This is a genomic window from Lysobacter enzymogenes (assembly GCF_023617245.1).
Classification (GTDB): Bacteria; Pseudomonadota; Gammaproteobacteria; order Xanthomonadales; family Xanthomonadaceae; genus Lysobacter; species Lysobacter yananisis.
On the sequence record NZ_CP067396.1, the window covers coordinates 5,194,485 to 5,214,166 of the forward strand.

Consider the following 19,682-nt stretch of genomic DNA (forward strand, 5'->3'; position numbering starts at 1 on the left):
GACCGCCTCAGTAACTGCCGACCATGTTGAGGAACCACCCGCGGTGGTCGTAATCGAAGTTGGTGAGGTCGTCGCTGAACTCGGTGAAGTTGTAGCCCACGCCGACGCGGAAGTTCTTGCCGAGGTCGCGATCCACCCCGAGCAACAGGCCGGTGCGGGTGCCGCCGTCGCGCACGTCCAGCCAGCGGTATTCGGCCAGTCCGTGCCAGACTTCGCGCACGCGGTAGCGCGCCTGCACCGCGCCGAAGGTCGTCGCCGAGTCCGCCCACTCGCCCTCCAGCCGGCCGAAGCGCACCTCGCCCTCGCGCCGCGCCAGCTTGCCGGCGAATTCCCAGCGCTGATTCGGGTTGTACACGCCTTCGAACGAAAGCACCTGGGTGCGCTGATCGTAGGTGGCGATGTCCGGGCCGACCTGTTGCAGCGAAGACACGTCGTACAGGTAGGTGTACTTGCCCAGCAGCGCCCAGCGGGTGCTGTTGTAGGGCCGCCAGGCGAAGCCGACGTTGCCTTCGACGAACTTGGCGCCGGCCTGGACGTTGAGCTTGTCCCGGGTCTGCGAGTAGTTGAGCCGCCCGGCGATGCGGAAGCTGTCGTCGAACTTGTGCAGGAAGCGGTTGGTGCTGGTCCACTGTTCGCGCTGCTCGGCGCCGCTGTCGCGGCGCCATTCCAGCTTGCTCTGCCACTGCGTGTCGAGCGAACTGCGCCCGCCGGTGAGGCTGGCGCCGCGACGCTGGACGTTGCCGAGCTCGGCCTCGCGCTCGAGCGTGGACTTGGTCAGGGCGAAGCCGAGGTTCCAGCCCTCGCCCGGGTAGAAGTCCATGCCGAAGGTATGCCCCAGGCCCGACTGGTTCGGCGCCTTGAGGAACACGCTCTCGTTGAACAGGTTGACCTGGTTCGACAGGCGCCAGCGCTGGCCCAGGGTCCAGCCGGTGTTGAGGCGGTCGTCGAACAGCGGGTCGTAGTCGCTGGTGTCGGTGGAATAGGTGTAGGCGCCGTAGATCGAGTGGTCCGGGGTCAGCCGGTACTCGGCATCGAGCTTGGCCGCATCGCCGCGGTCGCCGCTGCTGATCTCGGCGCCGACGCTGGACAATTCGCCGAACAGGTACTTGCCGCCGACCGTGACCAAGTCGTTGTCGGCGTAGCGGCCATCGTCGTCGTCGACGGTCTTCTGCACGGTCGCGAACAGCTCCAGCTGGGTGCCGATGCGCTGCTTGTACTGCAGCGCGGCCAGCACGCCGTCGGCGTCCAGGCCGTTGGCGCGGTCTTCCTGCACCCGGCGCACTTCGGCGCTGAGGGTGGACTCGTCGTTGAGCCGCCACTCGGCCGAGGCCTGCGCCTGGGTCAGCGACTGCTGGCCGCGTTCGGCCACGCTGTAGCGCGCGAACAGGCGCACCGCCGGCGTGAGCTCGCCGTAGACCTCGGCGCCGCGTTCCTCGACCGCTTCGTTGGTGTCGTAGCGGGCGATCGAATAGCCCTTGTCGACCTTGCGCCACCACGCGCCGGCGGTCCATTCGCCGTCGCTCCAGCCCAGTTCCTTGAAGTTCGCGCGCGCTTCGACCGAACGCGCGCGGCCGCGACGGTCCTGCAAGCCGGAGTTGAGTTCGGAGAAGCTCAGGCCGCCGTTGTCGGAATAGAAGATCGGCGCGCTGGTGGCCTGGGTGCGGCTGTTCTCGACCTTGAGGAAGGTGCCGCGACCGGCCTGCAGGGTGACGTCGGCGCCTTGCAGCGCGTAGTCCTCGCCGGAGCGGTTCTCGTCGATCCAGGTGCCGCCCACGGCCAGGTGTTCGCCGAACCAGTGCTTGCCGCGGAAGCCGAGCGTGGTGTCGTCCGGGTCGAAGCCGGTCGGCACATATTCGTAATCCGCCAGCAGCACCTGGTCGAAACCGTCGAGCGGCGTGTCGCGGGTCAGGCTGGGCGCGTCCTGGCGGCTGATCTGGTCCAGGCGCCGGGTCAGCAGCACCCGGCCCTGCAGTTCGTCGATCTCGTAATCGGCGCCGCGCACCAGCTCGACCCGGCTCTGCACCCGCCCGGTGGTGCGGTCGCGCACTTCCACCGCGAGCTTGTCCGAGCCCGGCAGCAGGTCGCCGTGCTTGAGGTAGTACAGGCTGCCGTTGGTGCCGAGCAGTTCGGTGTGGCCCGGCGCGGTCTGCGCCTGCGAGCCGAACACGCGCAACTCGCTGCCCGGCTCGCCGAGCGCGGTGCTGCGCCGGCTGCGCCAACTCAGCGCGCCGCCGTACAGCGAGCGGTTGTACTGGGCGTACTCGGTGCCGGTGAGGCCGGTGTTGAAGTTGCCCCACAGCGCCTGGTTCTTGTCCCAGTCCACGCGTAGGTACAGCCGGCCCATGGTGTCGACGTCGCGGTAGGTCGTCGAATCGTCGCCGTAGACCGGGTAGTACTGGTCCGGATCCAGGCGGCGGAACACGTCCTGCGGGTCGGCGTCCCAGAAGCCGTTGAACAGTTCGGAGACCTCGCGTTCCTGGGTGTCGGCCTGGGCGGTGACCAAATACTTGCCGCGATACTTGCCCTTCAGATAGAACGCCAGCCGCCCGTCCACCACCAAGCTGTCGTCGGCCAGGCGCTTGTCGTTGGCCACCGTCTCGATCGAGCCGCTGGTGCTGCCCTTGTACGCGGTGACGTCGGCCAGGCCGACGGCGAACAGGTAACGCCCGCTGACGTCGACATCGAGCGCCTGGTGCGTGCTCGCCCCCTGCCCGCCGCCGACTTCGACGTCGAAGCGATGCTGCCCCACCGGCACCAGGTACTCGGCGACGAACTTGCGCTCCAGGTCGATCGGGTGCGATTGGCCGTTGATCTTGATCGATTCGCGCTCGGGGATGTTGCGTCCCTGGATGCGGATGCGCGAGCCGTAGATGGCGATGTTCTGCTGGCGCAGGCTGTCCTGGCCGAACACCCGGTCGACCTGGCTGCGCTGCTCGGCTTCCTCGACGCTGAACGCCGCGCCTTGCGACTTCTGCACCTGATCGCGCAGCAGCCGCGCGCCGTTCTCGGCCTCGTTCGGGCTGACCAGTTGCAGCCGGCGCGGATAGGTTTCGTCGAAACTGCCGTCCGCGCCGTAGGCACGCACGATGTACACCAGTTCGTCGCCGGGACGCAGGTGCAGGTTCGGGTCGAGTTCGCCGTTCCATTCGGTGTCGGCGACGGCCGCGTTGGGCAGCTCGACCTTGGCGATCGGCGTGACCAGATCGGTGTCGGTCGCGCGGTACAGCAGCACTTCCGAGCGCTGGATGAAGGCCGAATAGTTGTTGTAGGCGTAAAAGCGCACCGGCTTGACGATGCGGCCGTTCTCGAACCCGAGCAGCGACGGCGCCGACACGGCCATGCGCGGCTGGCCGAGGTTGGGGTCCTCGGTCGCCCACACCACGCCGCCGCCGGGCAGTTGCAGCGACCATTTGCCGACCACGACGGCCTGGCCGGGCTGCAGTTCGCCCTTCCATTGCGAACGCGGCACTTCCGCCTCGATGGTCACGCGGCGATCGGGCTGCAACGCATCGGACGAGGAACGGTCGCTGGTGCCGACCGTCTCGGGCTGGCGCTTGCCGCGCGTGCGCAGTTCGAACAGCACGCCTTCGCCGCTGTCGCAACCGGCGTCGCCGCAGTTCAGCGGCGGCGCGCCGGCCGTTTGCGACGCGGGCGCCGGCGCTTGCGCGGAATCGGGCGACGACGCGGGCGTGGCCGCGGCCGACGCGGCCTGCTGCGCGCCGGCGACCTGGGACAGACCGGCCAGGATGCCGATCAGGGTGTAATCGAGCAGTTTCATCTTCATGGTGGCGCCCTTCATTTCTCGCTCTTGCCGGCGGGGGCGTCCGGATCGTTGCTGGCATCCACGCGCAGGGCCTTGCGCACCTCGGGACTGGCGTGGGCGGCGATGGCGTCGTAGACCGCCTTCGCCCGACGCATGCCCAAGGCGATGTTGTAGGCATCGGAAGCGCGCTTGTCGGTGTGGCCGACGACGACCACACGGTTCCCCTTCAAGTCCTCCAGCGCGGCCGCGATCTTCTTCAACAGCGGCAGGTATTTCGGCTTGACCGTGGATTTGTCGGTATCGAACAGCACCTCGCCGAGCTTGGGCCATTCGGCGAAGCCCACCACCATCGTCTTCGGGTCCTGGGCGTCGGTGCGCACGCTGATCTGCAGCGCCTTGATCTGCTCCGGCGCCAACAGCGACTCCAGCGACTTGCGCACGGCTAGGGCGCGATCCATCGCCAGCGCCTCGCTGTCGCCGTTGGCGGTGATGACGATCTCGCCGCCGCCGTACTGGCGCACCTTGTCGGCCATGTTCTCCACCGCCGGCAGGTAGGCGGGCTTGACCGCCGCGCTGCCGGCATCGAAGAACACCTCGCCGATGCGCAGTTCCACGTCCTGCTTCGGACCGGGGATCTCGCCCGGCGGCAGCTTGACGCCGAAGTCGAAGCGCACCGGCACGCCCGGGGTCAGGCGGCGCACCAGCGGGTTGTCGGTGGTGAGCTTGCTGCCCGGCGGCAGGGTCGCCGGATCGAGCTTGAGCACGAAGTTGCGCCCACGCTCCCACGGGCCGCCCGCGACGCCTTCCAGGTGATAGCGGCCGAACTGGTCGGTCTCGATCAATAGGCCCTCGACCGACGCCAGGCGCACGCCCGGAATGCCGCGTTCGTCGACGCCGTGGTTGCTCACGATGTAGTCCACGCGATAACCGCCCTCGGCCTGCGCCACGCGGCGTTCGACCTTGGGATCGGCGCCGGTGAGGCCCTTGCCGGCATCGCCGGAACGCTCGACCCGGGTGTTGCCGGCCGCGTCCATGCGCACGGTGACGCCCTGCGCGTTGGTCAGCACGAAGTCGTCGGTGAAGCTCGGCTCGCGCAGCAACTGGCTGATCGTCACGGTGTGCGCGGCGACCGGGTCGGCGTCGGACTGGCGGCCGGCGATCTTGCCCAGGGCGATCCCGTGCAGCATCGGCGAGCTCGCATCCGGTTCCGGCCTGGCGCCGTCGCCGCGATCGACCGTGGTCGAGTTGGCGATGTAGGCGCCCGGGGCGAAGCCGCCCTGCACGCGCAGCTCGCTCAGGTCGGCCGGATCCTGCCAGCGGTCCTCGTCGCGGTCGTCGAACACGGTGCCGAGCAGCAGCGATTCGTCGAGCAGCGGATCGGACACCAGTTCCACCGTCGCCGTAGCGATGTTGGAACGCTTGCCGCCGTCCTCGGCGTAGGCGCTGTTGACGTGGCTGCCCGGCCGCACCGATGCGCCGACGCGCAGCAGGTAGACCACGGTCGCCGACTGGCCGGCCTGGATGTCGAGGCCGTCGACGCTGACCGGGGAGTTGCCGATCAGGCGGCCCTGGCCGTCGCGGTCGGCGACCTGCAGGCTGCCTTCGACCAAGCTGAAGCCGGCCGGCGGCGTGTCGACCAGGGTCGCGTCGATCGCGTCGGTTTCGCCGACGTTCCTGACGGTCACCGTGTAGCGCACCAGGTCGCCGATCTTGACCCGCTGCGGACGCGCTTCCTTGCTGACTACCAGATCGCTGGCCTGCTCAGGTTCGACCGCCATGATCGCGGTGCCGGTGGCGGTGGCGGTGCCCGAGGTCTGGCCGCCGCCGCCCACGCTGCCGTAGCGCGCGGTGACCGTGACCACGTTGTCCAGGGTGCCGCCGGCGTTGGCTTCCTCGCGGGTGATGGTGTGGGTATAGACCTCGCAGTCGGTGCTGGCGCCCGGAACGAGCGTGGTGGTGCCGCAACGCAGTTCGGTCGGCGCGTAGTTCTCCAGAACGTCGCGGGTGCCCATGTCGTGCAGGGTGATGTTGCCGGTGTTGGTGATGCGCACCGCGTAGCTGATGACGTCGTTGGCGTTGCCGACGCCCTTGGTCGCGTTGTCGACGCTCAGGGTCGCGACCTTGACGATGGCCACGGCCGGCTGCGCCTGGATCGGCACGGTGACGGTCGGCTTGCAGACCGCCTCGGTGGAACCGGCCGGGCAAACGTTCGGCGTGGAAGTGCTCACCGTCGCGGTGTTGACCACGCCGGCGGCGTCCACGTCGGCCTGGACGACCGTGTAGGTACCGGTCAGCACGCAGGTGCGGCCCGGATCGACGCTCGCGCAGGTAATCGTGTTCGGCGCGATCTTGGCGTCGGCGACGACCACGTCGGTCAAGGTCACGTTGCCGGTGTTGGTGACGGTGATGGAGTAAGTCAGGGTGTCGCCCACGCTGACCTGGCCGTTGCCGTCCTCGTCGGCGTTGCGGTCCATCGTCTTCACCGACTTCAGGCCCGGGGCCTGGATCACCGGCACGTCGAGCTTCGGATTGCACTTCGGATCGCTGGCGCCGGCGGTGCAAGGCGACGGCACGCCCGGCGGCGTTTCGGCCGTGACGATCGCGGCGTTGCGCACGATGCCGGCGTTGGCGTCGGCCTGGGTGACCGAGTAGGTACCGGTGAGCACACAGGTCTGGCCCGGCTCGACGGTGGCGCAGGTGGTCGTGTTCGGCGCGATCTTGTTGTCGGTCACCGTGAGGTTGGTCAGCGCCACGTTGCCGGTGTTGGTGACCGTGACCGTGTAGGTCAGCGTGTCGCCCGCGGTCACCGTGCCGCTGCCGTCTTCATCGGCGTTGCCGGCCAGGACCTTCTCCGAACGCAGATCGGCATTCGCCTGCACCGGATGGGTCGTGGCGCAGGGCGCGCAACTCGGCGTCGGATCGCCGCCGCCGGTGCCGGTCACGTTGTTGCCGACCGTGGTGCCCGCGGCATTGGCATTGATCGTGGCCGTGTAGGTCAGCGTGTACGTGCCCGGCGCCGTACCGGCCGGCAGCGTGCACACCAGCGGACCCGTGCCCGTGCAGGTGTACGCACCGGCATTGGTCACGCTGACGAACGTCTGCTGGCCCGACAAGGTGTCGGTCAGGGTGTAGACCTCGGTCAGCACCGCGGTCGCGATCGTGGTCGACAGGGTGTAGGTGACCGTGTCGCCCGGATTCACCGTCGTGCCCGTGGCCGGGTTCGACGACTTGCTGCTTGCGATCTCCGGCAGGGACACGTTGTGCGTGGTCGTGCAGTTGGTGCACTCCGGGTCTGGATCGCCGCCGCCGGTACCCGCGACGCTGTTACCGACCGTGCCCGACGCATCGGCGTCGACCGTGGTCGTGTAGGTCAGCGTGTAGGTGCCAGGAGCCGTACCCGCCGGCAGCGTGCACGAAAGCGGACCGCCGACATTACAGGTGTACGCACCGGCATTGGTCACGCTGCCGAACGTCTGATCGCCCGACAGCGTGTCGGTCAGGGTATAGACCTGGGTCAACGCCGCCGTCGTGATCGTCGTCGACAGGGTGTAGGTGATCGTCTCGCCCGGATTCACCGTCGTGCCCGTCGCCGGCGTCGACGACTTGCTGCTGGTGATGACCGGCAGGGCGACCGGATGCGTGGTCGTGCAGTTCGTGCACTCCGGATCCGGGTCGCCGCCGCCGGTGCCGGTCACGCTGTTGCCGACGGTACCCGACGCGTCGGCATCGACCGTGGTCGTGTAGGTCAGCGTGTAAGTGCCCGGGACCGTACCCGCCGGCAGCGTGCACACCACCGGGCCGGTGCCCGTGCAGGTGTACGCACCGGCATTGGTCACCGAACCAAAGGTCTGATCGCCCGACAGGGTGTCGGTCAGGGTATAGACCTGGGTCAGCGCCGCGGTCGTGATCGTCGTCGACAGGGTGTAGGTGATCGTATCGCCCGGGTTCACCGTCGTGCCCGTCGCCGGGGTCGACGACTTGCTGCTGGTGATGACCGGCAAGGCCACCGGGTGCGTGGTCGTGCAGTTCGTGCACTCCGGATCCGGATCGCCGCCGCCCGTGCCGGTCACGCTGTTACCGACGGTGCCCGACGCATCGGCGTTGACCGTGGTCGTGTAGGTCAGCGTGTAGGTGCCCGGCGCGGTGCCGGCCGGCAGCGTGCACGAAAGCGGACCACCGGCATTGCAAGTGTACGCACCGGCATTGGTCACGCTGCCGAAGGTCTGATCGCCCGACAAGGTGTCGGTCAGGGTGTAGACCTGAGTCAGCGCCGCCGTCGCGATCGTCGTCGACAGGGTATAGGTGATCGTGTCGCCCGGATTCACCGTCGTGCCCGTCGCCGGGGTCGACGACTTGCTGCTGGTGATGACCGGCAGGGCCACCGGATGCGTCGTCGTGCAGTTCGTGCACTCCGGATCCGGATCGCCGCCACCGGTGCCGGCCACGCTGTTGCCAACGGTGCCCGACGCATCGGCGTCGACCGTGGTCGTGTAGGTCAGCGTGTAGGTGCCCGGGGCGGTGCCCGCCGGCAGCGTGCACACCACCGGGCCGGTGCCCGTGCAGGTGTACGCACCCGCGTTGGTCACCGAACCGAACGTCTGATCGCCCGACAAGGTGTCGGTCAGGGTGTAGACCTGGGTCAGCGCCGCGGTCGCGATCGTCGTCGACAGGGTGTAGGTGATCGTGTCGCCCGGGTTCACCGTCGTGCCCGTCGCCGGCGTCGACGACTTGCTGCTGGTGATGACCGGCAGGGCCACCGGATGCGTCGTCGTGCAGTTCGTGCACTCCGGGTCCGGGTCGCCGCCACCGGTGCCCGCGACGCTGTTGCCCACGGTGCCCGACGCGTCGTCGTCGACCGTGGTCGTGTAGGTCAGCGTGTAGGTGCCAGGAGCCGTACCCGCCGGCAGCGTGCACGAAAGCGGACCACCGGCATTGCAAGTGTACGCACCGGCATTGGTCACGCTGCCGAAGGTCTGATCGCCCGACAAGGTGTCGGTCAGGGTGTAGACCTGAGTCAGCGCCGCCGTCGCGATCGTCGTCGACAGGGTATAGGTGATCGTGTCGCCCGGGTTCACCGTCGTGCCCGTCGCCGGGGTCGACGACTTGCTGCTGGTGATGACCGGCAGGGCCACCGGATGCGTGGTCGTGCAGTTGCTGCACTCCGGGTCCGGATCGCCGCCGCCCGTGCCCGCGACGCTGTTGCCGACCGTGCCCGACGCATCGGCGTCGACCGTGGTCGTGTAGGTCAGCGTGTAGGTGCCCGGGGCGGTGCCCGCCGGCAGCGTGCACACCACCGGGCCGGTGCCCGTGCAGGTGTACGCACCCGCGTTGGTCACCGAACCGAACGTCTGATCGCCCGACAAGGTGTCGGTCAGGGTGTAGACCTGGGTCAGCGCCGCGGTCGCGATCGTCGTCGACAGGGTGTAGGTGATCGTCTCACCCGGATTCACCGTCGTGCCCGTCGCCGGCGTCGACGACTTGCTGCTGGTGATGACCGGCAGGGCCACCGGATGCGTCGTCGTGCAGTTCGTGCACTCCGGGTCCGGGTCGCCGCCACCGGTGCCCGCGACGCTGTTGCCCACGGTGCCCGACGCGTCGTCGTCGACCGTGGTCGTGTAGGTCAGCGTGTAGGTGCCAGGAGCCGTACCCGCCGGCAGCGTGCACGAAAGCGGACCACCGGCATTGCAAGTGTACGCACCGGCATTGGTCACGCTGCCGAAGGTCTGATCGCCCGACAAGGTGTCGGTCAGGGTGTAGACCTGAGTCAGCGCCGCCGTCGCGATCGTCGTCGACAGGGTATAGGTGATCGTGTCGCCCGGGTTCACCGTCGTGCCCGTCGCCGGCGTCGACGACTTGCTGCTGGTGATGACCGGCAGGGCCACCGGATGCGTGGTCGTGCAGTTCGTGCACTCCGGATCCGGGTCGCCGCCGCCGGTACCGGTCACGCTGTTACCGACCGTGCCCGACGCATCGGCATCAACCGTCGTCGTGTAGGTCAGCGTGTACGTGCCCGGGACCGTACCCGCCGGCAGGGTGCACACCACCGGGCCGGTGCCCGTGCAGGTGTACGCACCGGCATTGGTGACGCTGCCGAACGTCTGCTGGCCCGACAGGGTGTCGGTCAGCGTATAGACCTGGGTCAGCGCCGCGGTCGTGATCGTCGTCGACAGGGTGTAGGTGATCGTGTCGCCCGGATTCACCGTCGTGCCCGTCGCCGGGGTCGACGACTTGCTGCTGGTGATGACCGGCAGGGCCACCGGATGCGTCGTCGTGCAGTTCGTGCACTCCGGGTCCGGGTCGCCGCCACCGGTGCCCGCGACGCTGTTGCCCACGGTGCCCGACGCGTCGTCGTCGACCGTGGTCGTGTAGGTCAGCGTGTAGGTGCCAGGAGCCGTACCCGCCGGCAGCGTGCACGAAAGCGGACCACCGGCATTGCAAGTGTACGCACCGGCATTGGTCACGCTGCCGAAGGTCTGATCGCCCGACAAGGTGTCGGTCAGGGTGTAGACCTGAGTCAGCGCCGCCGTCGCGATCGTCGTCGACAGGGTATAGGTGATCGTCTCGCCCGGATTCACCGTCGTGCCCGTCGCCGGGGTCGACGACTTGCTGCTGGTGATGACCGGCAAGGCGACCGGATGCGTGGTCGTGCAGTTGCTGCACTCCGGGTCCGGATCGCCGCCGCCCGTGCCCGCGACGCTGTTACCCACGGTGCCCGACGCGTCGGCGTCGACCGTCGTCGTATAGGTCAGCGTGTAGGTGCCAGGAGCCGTACCCGCCGGCAGCGTGCACGAAAGCGGACCACCGGCATTGCAAGTGTACGCACCGGTATTGGTCACGCTGCCGAAGGTCTGATCGCCCGACAAGGTGTCGGTCAGGGTGTAGACCTGGGTCAGCGCCGCGGTCGTGATCGTGGTCGACAGGGTGTAGGTGATCGTGTCGCCCGGGTTCACCGTCGTGCCCGTCGCCGGCGTCGACGACTTGCTGCTGGTGATGACCGGCAAGGCCACCGGGTGCGTGGTCGTGCAGTTCGTGCACTCCGGATCCGGATCGCCGCCACCGGTGCCGGTCACGCTGTTGCCGACCGTGCCCGACGCGTCGGCATCGACCGTGGTCGTGTAGGTCAACGTGTAGGTGCCCGGCGCGGTGCCCGCCGGCAAGGTGCACGAAAGCGTGCCCGTGCAGGTGTACGCGCCCGCATTGGTCACCGAACCGAAGGTCTGATCGCCCGACAGGGTGTCGGTCAGGGTGTAGACCTGGGTCAGCGCCGCCGTCGCGATCGTCGTCGACAGGGTGTAGGTGATCGTCTCGCCGGGGTTCACCGTCGTGCCCGTCGCCGGCGTCGACGACTTGCTGCTGGTGATGACCGGCAGGGCCACCGGATGCGTCGTCGTGCAGTTCGTGCACTCCGGATCCGGATCGCCGCCACCGGTGCCGGCAACGCTATTGCCCACGGTGCCCGACGCGTCGGCGTCGACCGTCGTCGTGTAGGTCAGCGTGTACGTACCCGGGACCGTACCCGCCGGCAGCGTGCACACCACCGGGCCGGTGCCCGTACAGGTGTACGCGCCCGCGTTGGTGACCGAACCAAAGGTCTGATCGCCCGACAGGGTATCCGTCAGGGTGTAGACCTGGGTCAGGGCCGCCGTCGCGATCGTGGTCGACAGGGTGTAGGTGATCGTGTCGCCCGGATTCACCGTCGTGCCCGTCGCCGGGGTCGACGACTTGCTGCTGGTGATGACCGGTAGGGCGACCGGATGAGTCGTCGTGCAGTTGGTGCACTCCGGGTCTGGATCGCCGCCGCCCGTGCCTGCGACGCTGTTGCCCACGGTGCCCGACGCGTCGGCATCGACCGTCGTCGTATAGGTCAGGGTGTAGGTGCCCGGAGCCGTACCCGCCGGCAGCGTGCACACCACCAGGCCAGTGCCCGTGCAGGTGTACGCACCGGCATTGGTCACCGAACCGAAGGTCTGATCGCCCGACAGGGTATCCGTCAGGGTGTAGACCTGGGTCAGCGCCGCGGTCGTGATCGTCGTCGACAGGGTGTAGGTGATCGTATCGCCCGGATTCACCGTCGTGCCCGTCGCCGGGGTCGACGACTTGCTGCTGGTGATGACCGGCAGGGCCACCGGGTGCGTCGTCGTGCAGTTCGTGCACTCCGGATCCGGGTCGCCGCCGCCGGTACCGGTCACGCTGTTACCGACCGTGCCCGACGCATCGGCATCAACCGTCGTCGTGTAGGTCAGCGTGTACGTGCCCGGGACCGTACCCGCCGGCAGCGTGCACACCACCGGGCCGGTGCCCGTGCAGGTGTACGCGCCCGCATTGGTCACCGAACCAAAGGTCTGATCGCCCGACAGGGTATCCGTCAGGGTGTAGACCTGGGTCAGCGCCGCGGTCGTGATCGTCGTCGACAGGGTGTAGGTGATCGTATCGCCCGGATTCACCGTCGTGCCCGTCGCCGGGGTCGACGACTTGCTGCTGGTGATGACCGGCAGGGCCACCGGATGCGTGGTCGTGCAGTTGCTGCACTCCGGGTCCGGATCGCCGCCGCCCGTGCCCGCGACGCTGTTGCCGACCGTGCCCGACGCATCGGCGTCGACCGTGGTCGTGTAGGTCAGCGTGTAGGTGCCCGGGGCGGTGCCCGCCGGCAGCGTGCACACCACCGGGCCGGTGCCCGTGCAGGTGTACGCACCCGCGTTGGTCACCGAACCGAACGTCTGATCGCCCGACAAGGTGTCGGTCAGGGTGTAGACCTGGGTCAGCGCCGCGGTCGCGATCGTCGTCGACAGGGTGTAGGTGATCGTCTCACCCGGATTCACCGTCGTGCCCGTCGCCGGCGTCGACGACTTGCTGCTGGTGATGACCGGCAGGGCCACCGGATGCGTCGTCGTGCAGTTCGTGCACTCCGGGTCCGGGTCGCCGCCACCGGTGCCCGCGACGCTGTTGCCCACGGTGCCCGACGCGTCGTCGTCGACCGTGGTCGTGTAGGTCAGCGTGTAGGTGCCAGGAGCCGTACCCGCCGGCAGCGTGCACGAAAGCGGACCACCGGCATTGCAAGTGTACGCACCGGCATTGGTCACGCTGCCGAAGGTCTGATCGCCCGACAAGGTGTCGGTCAGGGTGTAGACCTGAGTCAGCGCCGCCGTCGCGATCGTCGTCGACAGGGTATAGGTGATCGTGTCGCCCGGGTTCACCGTCGTGCCCGTCGCCGGCGTCGACGACTTGCTGCTGGTGATGACCGGCAGGGCCACCGGATGCGTGGTCGTGCAGTTCGTGCACTCCGGATCCGGGTCGCCGCCGCCGGTACCGGTCACGCTGTTACCGACCGTGCCCGACGCATCGGCATCAACCGTCGTCGTGTAGGTCAGCGTGTACGTGCCCGGGACCGTACCCGCCGGCAGGGTGCACACCACCGGGCCGGTGCCCGTGCAGGTGTACGCACCGGCATTGGTGACGCTGCCGAACGTCTGCTGGCCCGACAGGGTGTCGGTCAGCGTATAGACCTGGGTCAGCGCCGCGGTCGTGATCGTCGTCGACAGGGTGTAGGTGATCGTGTCGCCCGGATTCACCGTCGTGCCCGTCGCCGGGGTCGACGACTTGCTGCTGGTGATGACCGGCAGGGCCACCGGATGCGTCGTCGTGCAGTTCGTGCACTCCGGGTCCGGGTCGCCGCCGCCCGTGCCTGCGACGCTGTTGCCCACGGTGCCCGACGCGTCGTCGTCGACCGTGGTCGTGTAGGTCAGCGTGTAGGTGCCCGGAGTCGTACCCGCCGGCAGCGTGCACGAAAGCGGACCGCCAGCATTACAGGTGTACGCACCGGCATTGGTCACGCTGCCGAAGGTCTGATCGCCCGACAAGGTGTCGGTCAGGGTGTAGACCTGGGTCAGCGCCGCGGTCGTGATCGTCGTCGACAGGGTGTAGGTGATCGTGTCGCCCGAGTTCACCGTCGTGCCCGTCGCCGGCGTCGACGACTTGCTGCTGGTGATGACCGGCAAGGCCACCGGGTGCGTGGTCGTGCAGTTGGTGCACTCCGGGTCCGGATCGCCGCCGCCCGTGCCTGCGACGCTGTTGCCCACGGTGCCCGACGCGTCGTCGTCGACCGTGGTCGTGTAGGTCAGCGTGTAGGTGCCCGGAGTCGTACCCGCCGGCAGCGTGCACGAAAGCGGACCGCCAGCATTACAGGTGTACGCACCGGCATTGGTCACGCTGCCGAAGGTCTGATCGCCCGACAAGGTGTCGGTCAGGGTGTAGACCTGGGTCAGCGCCGCGGTCGCGATCGTGGTCGACAGGGTGTAGGTGATCGTCTCGCCCGGATTCACCGTCGTGCCCGTCGCCGGGGTCGACGACTTGCTGCTGGTGATGACCGGCAGGGCCACCGGATGCGTGGTCGTGCAGTTCGTGCACTCCGGATCCGGATCGCCGCCACCGGTGCCCGCGACGCTGTTACCGACCGTGCCCGACGCATCGGCATCAACCGTCGTCGTGTAGGTCAGCGTGTACGTACCCGGGACCGTACCCGCCGGCAGGGTGCACACCACCGGGCCGGTGCCCGTGCAGGTGTACGCGCCCGCATTGGTCACCGAACCAAAGGTCTGATCGCCCGACAAGGTGTCGGTCAGCGTATAGACCTGGGTCAGCGCCGCCGTCGCGATCGTCGTCGACAGGGTGTAGGTGATCGTGTCGCCCGGGTTCACCGTCGTGCCCGTCGCCGGGGTCGACGACTTGCTGCTGGTGATGACCGGCAAGGCCACCGGATGCGTGGTCGTGCAGTTGCTGCACTCCGGGTCCGGATCGCCGCCGCCCGTGCCCGCGACGCTGTTACCGACCGTGCCCGACGCGTCGGCGTCGACGGTCGTCGTGTAGGTCAGGGTGTACGTGCCTGGCGCGGTGCCAACCGGCAGCGTGCACACCACCGGGCCGGTGCCCGTGCAGGTGTACGCGCCGGCATTGGTCACGCTGCCGAACGTCTGCTGGCCCGACAGGGTGTCGGTCAGGGTGTAGACCTGGGTCAGCGCCGCCGTCGCGATCGTGGTCGACAGGGTGTAGGTGATCGTGTCGCCCGGATTCACCGTCGTGCCCGTCGCCGGGGTCGACGACTTGCTACTGGTGATGACCGGCAGGGCGACCGGGTGCGTGGTCGTGCAGTTGCTGCACTCCGGATCCGGGTCGCCGCCGCCGGTACCGGTCACGCTGTTACCGACCGTGCCCGACGCATCGGCATCAACCGTCGTCGTGTAGGTCAGCGTGTACGTGCCCGGGACCGTACCCGCCGGCAGCGTGCACACCACCGGGCCGGTGCCCGTGCAGGTGTACGCGCCCGCATTGGTCACCGAACCAAAGGTCTGATCGCCCGACAGGGTATCCGTCAGGGTGTAGACCTGGGTCAGCGCCGCGGTCGTGATCGTCGTCGACAGGGTGTAGGTGATCGTATCGCCCGGATTCACCGTCGTGCCCGTCGCCGGGGTCGACGACTTGCTGCTGGTGATGACCGGCAGGGCCACCGGGTGCGTCGTCGTGCAGTTCGTGCACTCCGGGTCCGGGTCGCCGCCACCGGTGCCCGCGACGCTGTTACCCACCGTGCCCGACGCATCGGCGTCGACCGTCGTCGTGTAGGTCAGCGTGTAGGTGCCCGGGGCGGTGCCCGCCGGCAGCGTGCACACCACCGGGCCGGTGCCCGTGCAGGTGTACGCGCCGGCATTGGTCACCGAACCGAAGGTCTGATCGCCCGACAGGGTATCCGTCAGGGTGTAGACCTGGGTCAGCGCCGCCGTCGTGATCGTCGTCGACAGGGTGTAGGTGATCGTGTCGCCCGGGTTCACCGTCGTGCCCGTCGCCAGGGTCGACGACTTGCTACTGGTGATTTCCGGCGAAACGATCGGATCGCTGTCGGTCGCGGTGCAGGTCCCGGTCGCGTTGTCGAAGACACCGCCGGCCTGGGCACAAGCGGCGCCGGTGTTGCGCACCCCGGCAGGAGGGGCGACCGAGGCGTTGTTGATCGCGTTCTGTGCCAGCGCGGAACCCGCGCCCGACAGCAACATGGCCGCCAGAACCAGGCGGCGCGTCAAGCCGCCCGCCACACCTGCACAATTGGAAAGAAATCCCGCCACGAAAACGCCCCCTGATTCGCTCACCCCTGTCCAATCGCTGCCGGAACACGAGGGCGGACACCAAAAAGCGAAATCGGTCACAAAGCTCGACCCAAGGGGCGTCCATGGGCGAAAACGAGGGCGCCGCTCGGGACGCGTCCCAATGCGGCAGGCCGAAAAGACGCTTACGAACTGAGGCAGCGATGGCACATCGCTGCCCCTTGCGGCGTGCCAAAAAGCGTCTTCGCGCGGAAGCGGAAGCACGTTTGACAGCCAGGGCCATCATGTAACAATATTTGTTCCATGAAATCGAACGGCACCCTCTCCGGCGTCCTCCATGTCCTGCTGCACATGGCCGAATCGCCGCGTCCGGTCACCTCGGAGGTCCTGGCCCGGGCGATGCGCACCAACCCGGTGGTCGTGCGCCGGACCATGGCCGGCCTGCGCGAGGCCGGGCTGGTGCGCTCGGAGAAAGGCCACGGCGGCGGCTGGAGCATCGCCCGCCCGCTCGACGCCATCACCCTGCTCGACATCTACCGCGGCATCGGCGCGCCCGGCCTGTTCGCGCTCGGCCACCGCAGCGATAACCCGCACTGCCTGGTCGAGAAAGCGGTCAACCACGCCCTCGACGGCGCCTTCGACGCAGCCCAGTCGCTGCTGCTGGAACGCTTCGGCGCCGTGACCCTGGCCGCGCTGAGCGCCGACTTCCACGCCGGCATGCTCGCCGCCGGACACACCATCGACCTGGAGCACGCCCATGACTGACGATCGTCTGCTCGATGCCATCGTGATCGGCGGCAGTTTCGCCGGACTCTCCGCCGCGCTGCAGCTGGCGCGCGCGCGCCGCTCGGTACGCATCCTCGACGCCGGCCGCCCGCGCAACCGTTTCGCCGACGCCGCGCACGGGTTCTTCAGCCGCGACGGCGAGGACCCGCGCACCCTGGTCGCCGCCGCGCAGGCGCAGCTGCGCCGCTATCCCTCGGCCCGCGTCATCGCCGCCGAAGCGGTCCGCGCATCCGCCATCGAGGGCGGGTTCGAAGTCGTCGCCGGCGACGGCGGCGTTCTCGCCGCGCGCAAGCTGGTGCTCGCCTTCGGCGTCAACGACGTCCTGCCCGAACTGCCCGGCGCGGCCGAACGCTGGGGCAAGAGCGTGCTGCACTGTCCGTACTGCCACGGCTACGAATTCGCCGGCCAGCGCCTGGGCGTGCTGCAGTCGGCCAGTTTCTCCGCGCAGAAGGCGCTGCTGGTCGCCGACTGGGGGCCGACCACGCTCTATCTCAACGGCGAACCGGCGCCGGATGCGCAGCTCGCCGCGCAGTTGGCGCAGCGCGGCGTGGCGATCGAGCCGGCGCCGATCGCCGAACTGCTGGGCGCGGAACAATCGCTGTCGGCGCTGCGCCTGGCCGATGGCCGCGAAGCCGCCATCGATGCCTTGTTCGTCGCCAGCCGCACGCGCTTGAACAGCGCGTTGGCCGAACAGCTCGGCTGCGCGATCGAGGACGGCCCGCTGGGGCCGGTGATCCGCACCGACGACAGCCGCCAGACCACGGTCGCGGGCGTGTACGCCGCCGGCGACATCGCCCGGCCGATGCACAACGCGACCTGGGCCGCGTCCGACGGCGTCACCGCCGGCGCGTCGGCGCACCAGGCGCTGGTGTTCCAGCCGCTGGCGGCGTGACGCCGGCACAGCGAAGCCGTCGGCGCGCGCGGCGGCGTCTTAGTTCGCGAGACACCGCCGTTCTAGCGTCCGCGCCATGGACACTCACTCGCCCCTGCACGAACTGCCGCCCGGGTTCCACTGGGAGGCCCCCTTCGCCGGCTCGATCTTCCCCTCGCACCTGGTCGCGGTGCCGGACGAGGACTGCGAGGCCTGGCTGGCCACGGTCACCCCGGCCCGCGACGGCCACGGCGCGATCGCCACGATCCGCCGCCACCTCGGGCTCAAGGATCACGTCAGCCGGCCGTTCCGCACCGACGCGGCCGCGGCGGGCTGGGTGGCGCGCTGGCTCAGCGGCCAGGGCGAGGCGGTACGCGCCGAGCTCGCGGTCGACTGGAGCGCGGCGGCGCGGGCGGCCTGACGCCGGTCGCGCGTGGTCGGCGTGCGGGAAACCCGCCCGGCCAAAGCTGCAAATGACAATCGTTATCATTTGAGCTAGAGTCGCCGCGACTCCGCTTTCCTGCAGATGGGCCGCGCCCGACGGCCGCGCGCCGAGACGATGCCTTCCAACGCCGCCGTCCTCACCTCGCTGCTGGTCACCGAGCGCGAGCGGCTGTTGCGCTACCTCGGCCGCTACCTCGACCGGGCCACCGCCGAGGACGCGCTGCAATCGATGTACTTCAAGGTCATCGCGGTGGCCGGCGAGCCGCCGATCGCCGATGCGCGCAACTATCTCTATCGCCTCGCCCACCACCACGCGGTCGACCAGGGCCGTAGCGAGGCGCGCCGGCGCAAGTTGCGCGAGGCCGCGGCAGCCTGCCTGGAAGAGGACGAAACGCCCGACACCGCGCGGGTGGCGCTGGCGCGCGACGAGTTGGAGCGGGTCGCGCGCGCGGCGCGCGAGCTGCCCGAACCGAGCAAGCGCATCTTCATGCTCAACCGCTTCGAGGGACTGACCCAACGCGAGATCGCGCAATTGTTGGGCGTGTCCTCGACCACCGTGGAAAAACACATCCAGCGCGCGCTGCGCCTGCTCGACCAGGCCCGCGCCGGCGACTGATCCGGCCAGCGGCGCGGCGGGGGTTGGGTAAGGCCGCGCGGCGTTCGTCCTCATCCAAGTCCAGGCAGCTTCCGCCACCGCATGACCCCGTCCGCGCACACCGATCCGACCGACCCGCCCTACCCCGGCAGCGACGACCCCGCCGGCCAGGCCCGCGCCTGGGTGGCGCGACTGGCCTCGGGCGAGATCGACGAAGCCGAACTGGCCGCGTTCGACGCCTGGCGGCGCGTCCCGGCGCATCGTCAGGCGTTCGCGCGCCAACGCGAGCTGTGGCGCGCGCTGGGAACGATGCGCGACGCATTCGAATCCGCGCCGGCGCCGCAGGCCGCCTCGCCCCGCCCCGCCTTCGCGGCGCGCCCGCACCGCGCGCGCCGGCGCCTCGCGGCCTGGGGACTGGCGAGCGCCGCATGCCTGGCGGCCGTCGTCGCCGCCGCGCCGACGCTTGCCCTGAACCTGCGCGCGGATTACCGCACCGGCATCGCCGCGGCGCGCTACACCCTTGCCGACGGCTCGATGCTCGCGCTGGATGCCGACTCCGCGGTCGCGGTGGACTTCGACGGCCGCGAACGCCGCATCGAACTGCTGCGCGGCAACGCCTGGTTCCGGGTCGCGCACGGCGACGTGCGGCCGTTCCGGGTCGATGCGCTCGGCGGCAGCGTGCGCGACATCGGCACCGCGTTCGAAGTGAGCCGGCACGACGCCTATGTGCGCGCCGCGGTCAGCGAGGGTCTGGTCGAAGTCGATTCCGGCGGCGCCGCGCCGGTCAGCGTCGCCGCCGGCCAGGCGGTGAGCTACCCGCAAGGCGGCGCGCCGACGGCGCCGCAGCCGACCGCCACGGCCGACATCGCCGGCTGGCGCCAGGGCGAACTGTCGTTCGACGCGGTGCGCGCGGACGAGGCGTTGCGCCGCATCGCCCGCTACCGCAGCGCGCCGGTGTGGACGCTGGGCTCGTTCGAACGCGCGCCGCGGATCAGCGCCAGCCTGCGCGCCGACCGCAGCGACGAGGCCATCGCCGCGGTCGCGCAACGCGCCAACCTGCGCGTGCAGCGCCTGCCGGGCGGCGCCTTGCTGGTGCGGCCGCCGGCCGATTGAGGCCGATTGAGGCCGTTCGATCGG

7 protein-coding genes are annotated in these 19,682 nt (G+C 69.3%); 5 read left to right on the forward strand and 2 right to left on the reverse strand.

Annotation, left to right across the window (positions count from 1 at the left end):
• Nucleotides 1-7: 7 nt before the first annotated feature.
• Both JHW41_RS21535 and JHW41_RS21540 read right to left on the reverse strand, forming a co-directional pair.
• Nucleotides 8-3,799 (reverse strand): hypothetical protein, encoded by a 3,792-nt coding sequence (locus JHW41_RS21535; protein WP_250446769.1) that lies wholly within the window; start codon nucleotides 3,797-3,799, stop codon nucleotides 8-10.
• Entirely contained in the window at nucleotides 3,796-15,801 is a 12,006-nt protein-coding gene (locus tag JHW41_RS21540; protein WP_250446786.1) for an isopeptide-forming domain-containing fimbrial protein, read from the reverse strand. Before JHW41_RS21540 ends, JHW41_RS21535 begins: the two co-directional genes overlap by 4 nt.
• Nucleotides 15,802-16,152: 351 nt before the next feature.
• Here JHW41_RS21540 and JHW41_RS21545 point away from each other — a divergent pair, with 351 nt between their 5' ends.
• The 5 genes from JHW41_RS21545 to JHW41_RS21565 all read left to right on the forward strand — a co-directional run bounded on the left by JHW41_RS21545 (nucleotide 16,153) and on the right by JHW41_RS21565 (nucleotide 19,658).
• Nucleotides 16,153-16,614 carry an Rrf2 family transcriptional regulator gene (locus tag JHW41_RS21545; RefSeq protein ID WP_057946170.1) on the forward strand — a complete coding sequence of 154 codons (462 nt, stop codon included), beginning with the start codon at nucleotides 16,153-16,155 and terminating at the stop codon, nucleotides 16,612-16,614.
• A complete protein-coding gene (locus JHW41_RS21550; RefSeq protein ID WP_250446789.1) occupies nucleotides 16,607-17,527 on the forward strand; it encodes an NAD(P)/FAD-dependent oxidoreductase in 921 nt (306 codons plus the stop codon). The genes JHW41_RS21545 and JHW41_RS21550 overlap by 8 nt, the downstream gene beginning before the upstream one ends.
• 76 nt (nucleotides 17,528-17,603) lie before the next feature.
• Entirely contained in the window at nucleotides 17,604-17,927 is a 324-nt protein-coding gene (locus JHW41_RS21555) for a hypothetical protein (protein ID WP_057946168.1), read from the forward strand.
• A 138-nt stretch (nucleotides 17,928-18,065) separates the two neighbouring features.
• Nucleotides 18,066-18,566, forward strand: coding sequence for a sigma-70 family RNA polymerase sigma factor (locus JHW41_RS21560; protein WP_250446792.1), 501 nt, complete (start codon nucleotides 18,066-18,068; stop codon nucleotides 18,564-18,566).
• An 81-nt stretch (nucleotides 18,567-18,647) separates the two neighbouring features.
• Complete coding sequence (locus JHW41_RS21565; protein WP_250446795.1) at nucleotides 18,648-19,658, forward strand: FecR family protein; 1,011 nt, start codon at nucleotides 18,648-18,650, stop codon at nucleotides 19,656-19,658.
• Nucleotides 19,659-19,682: the final 24 nt, after the last annotated feature.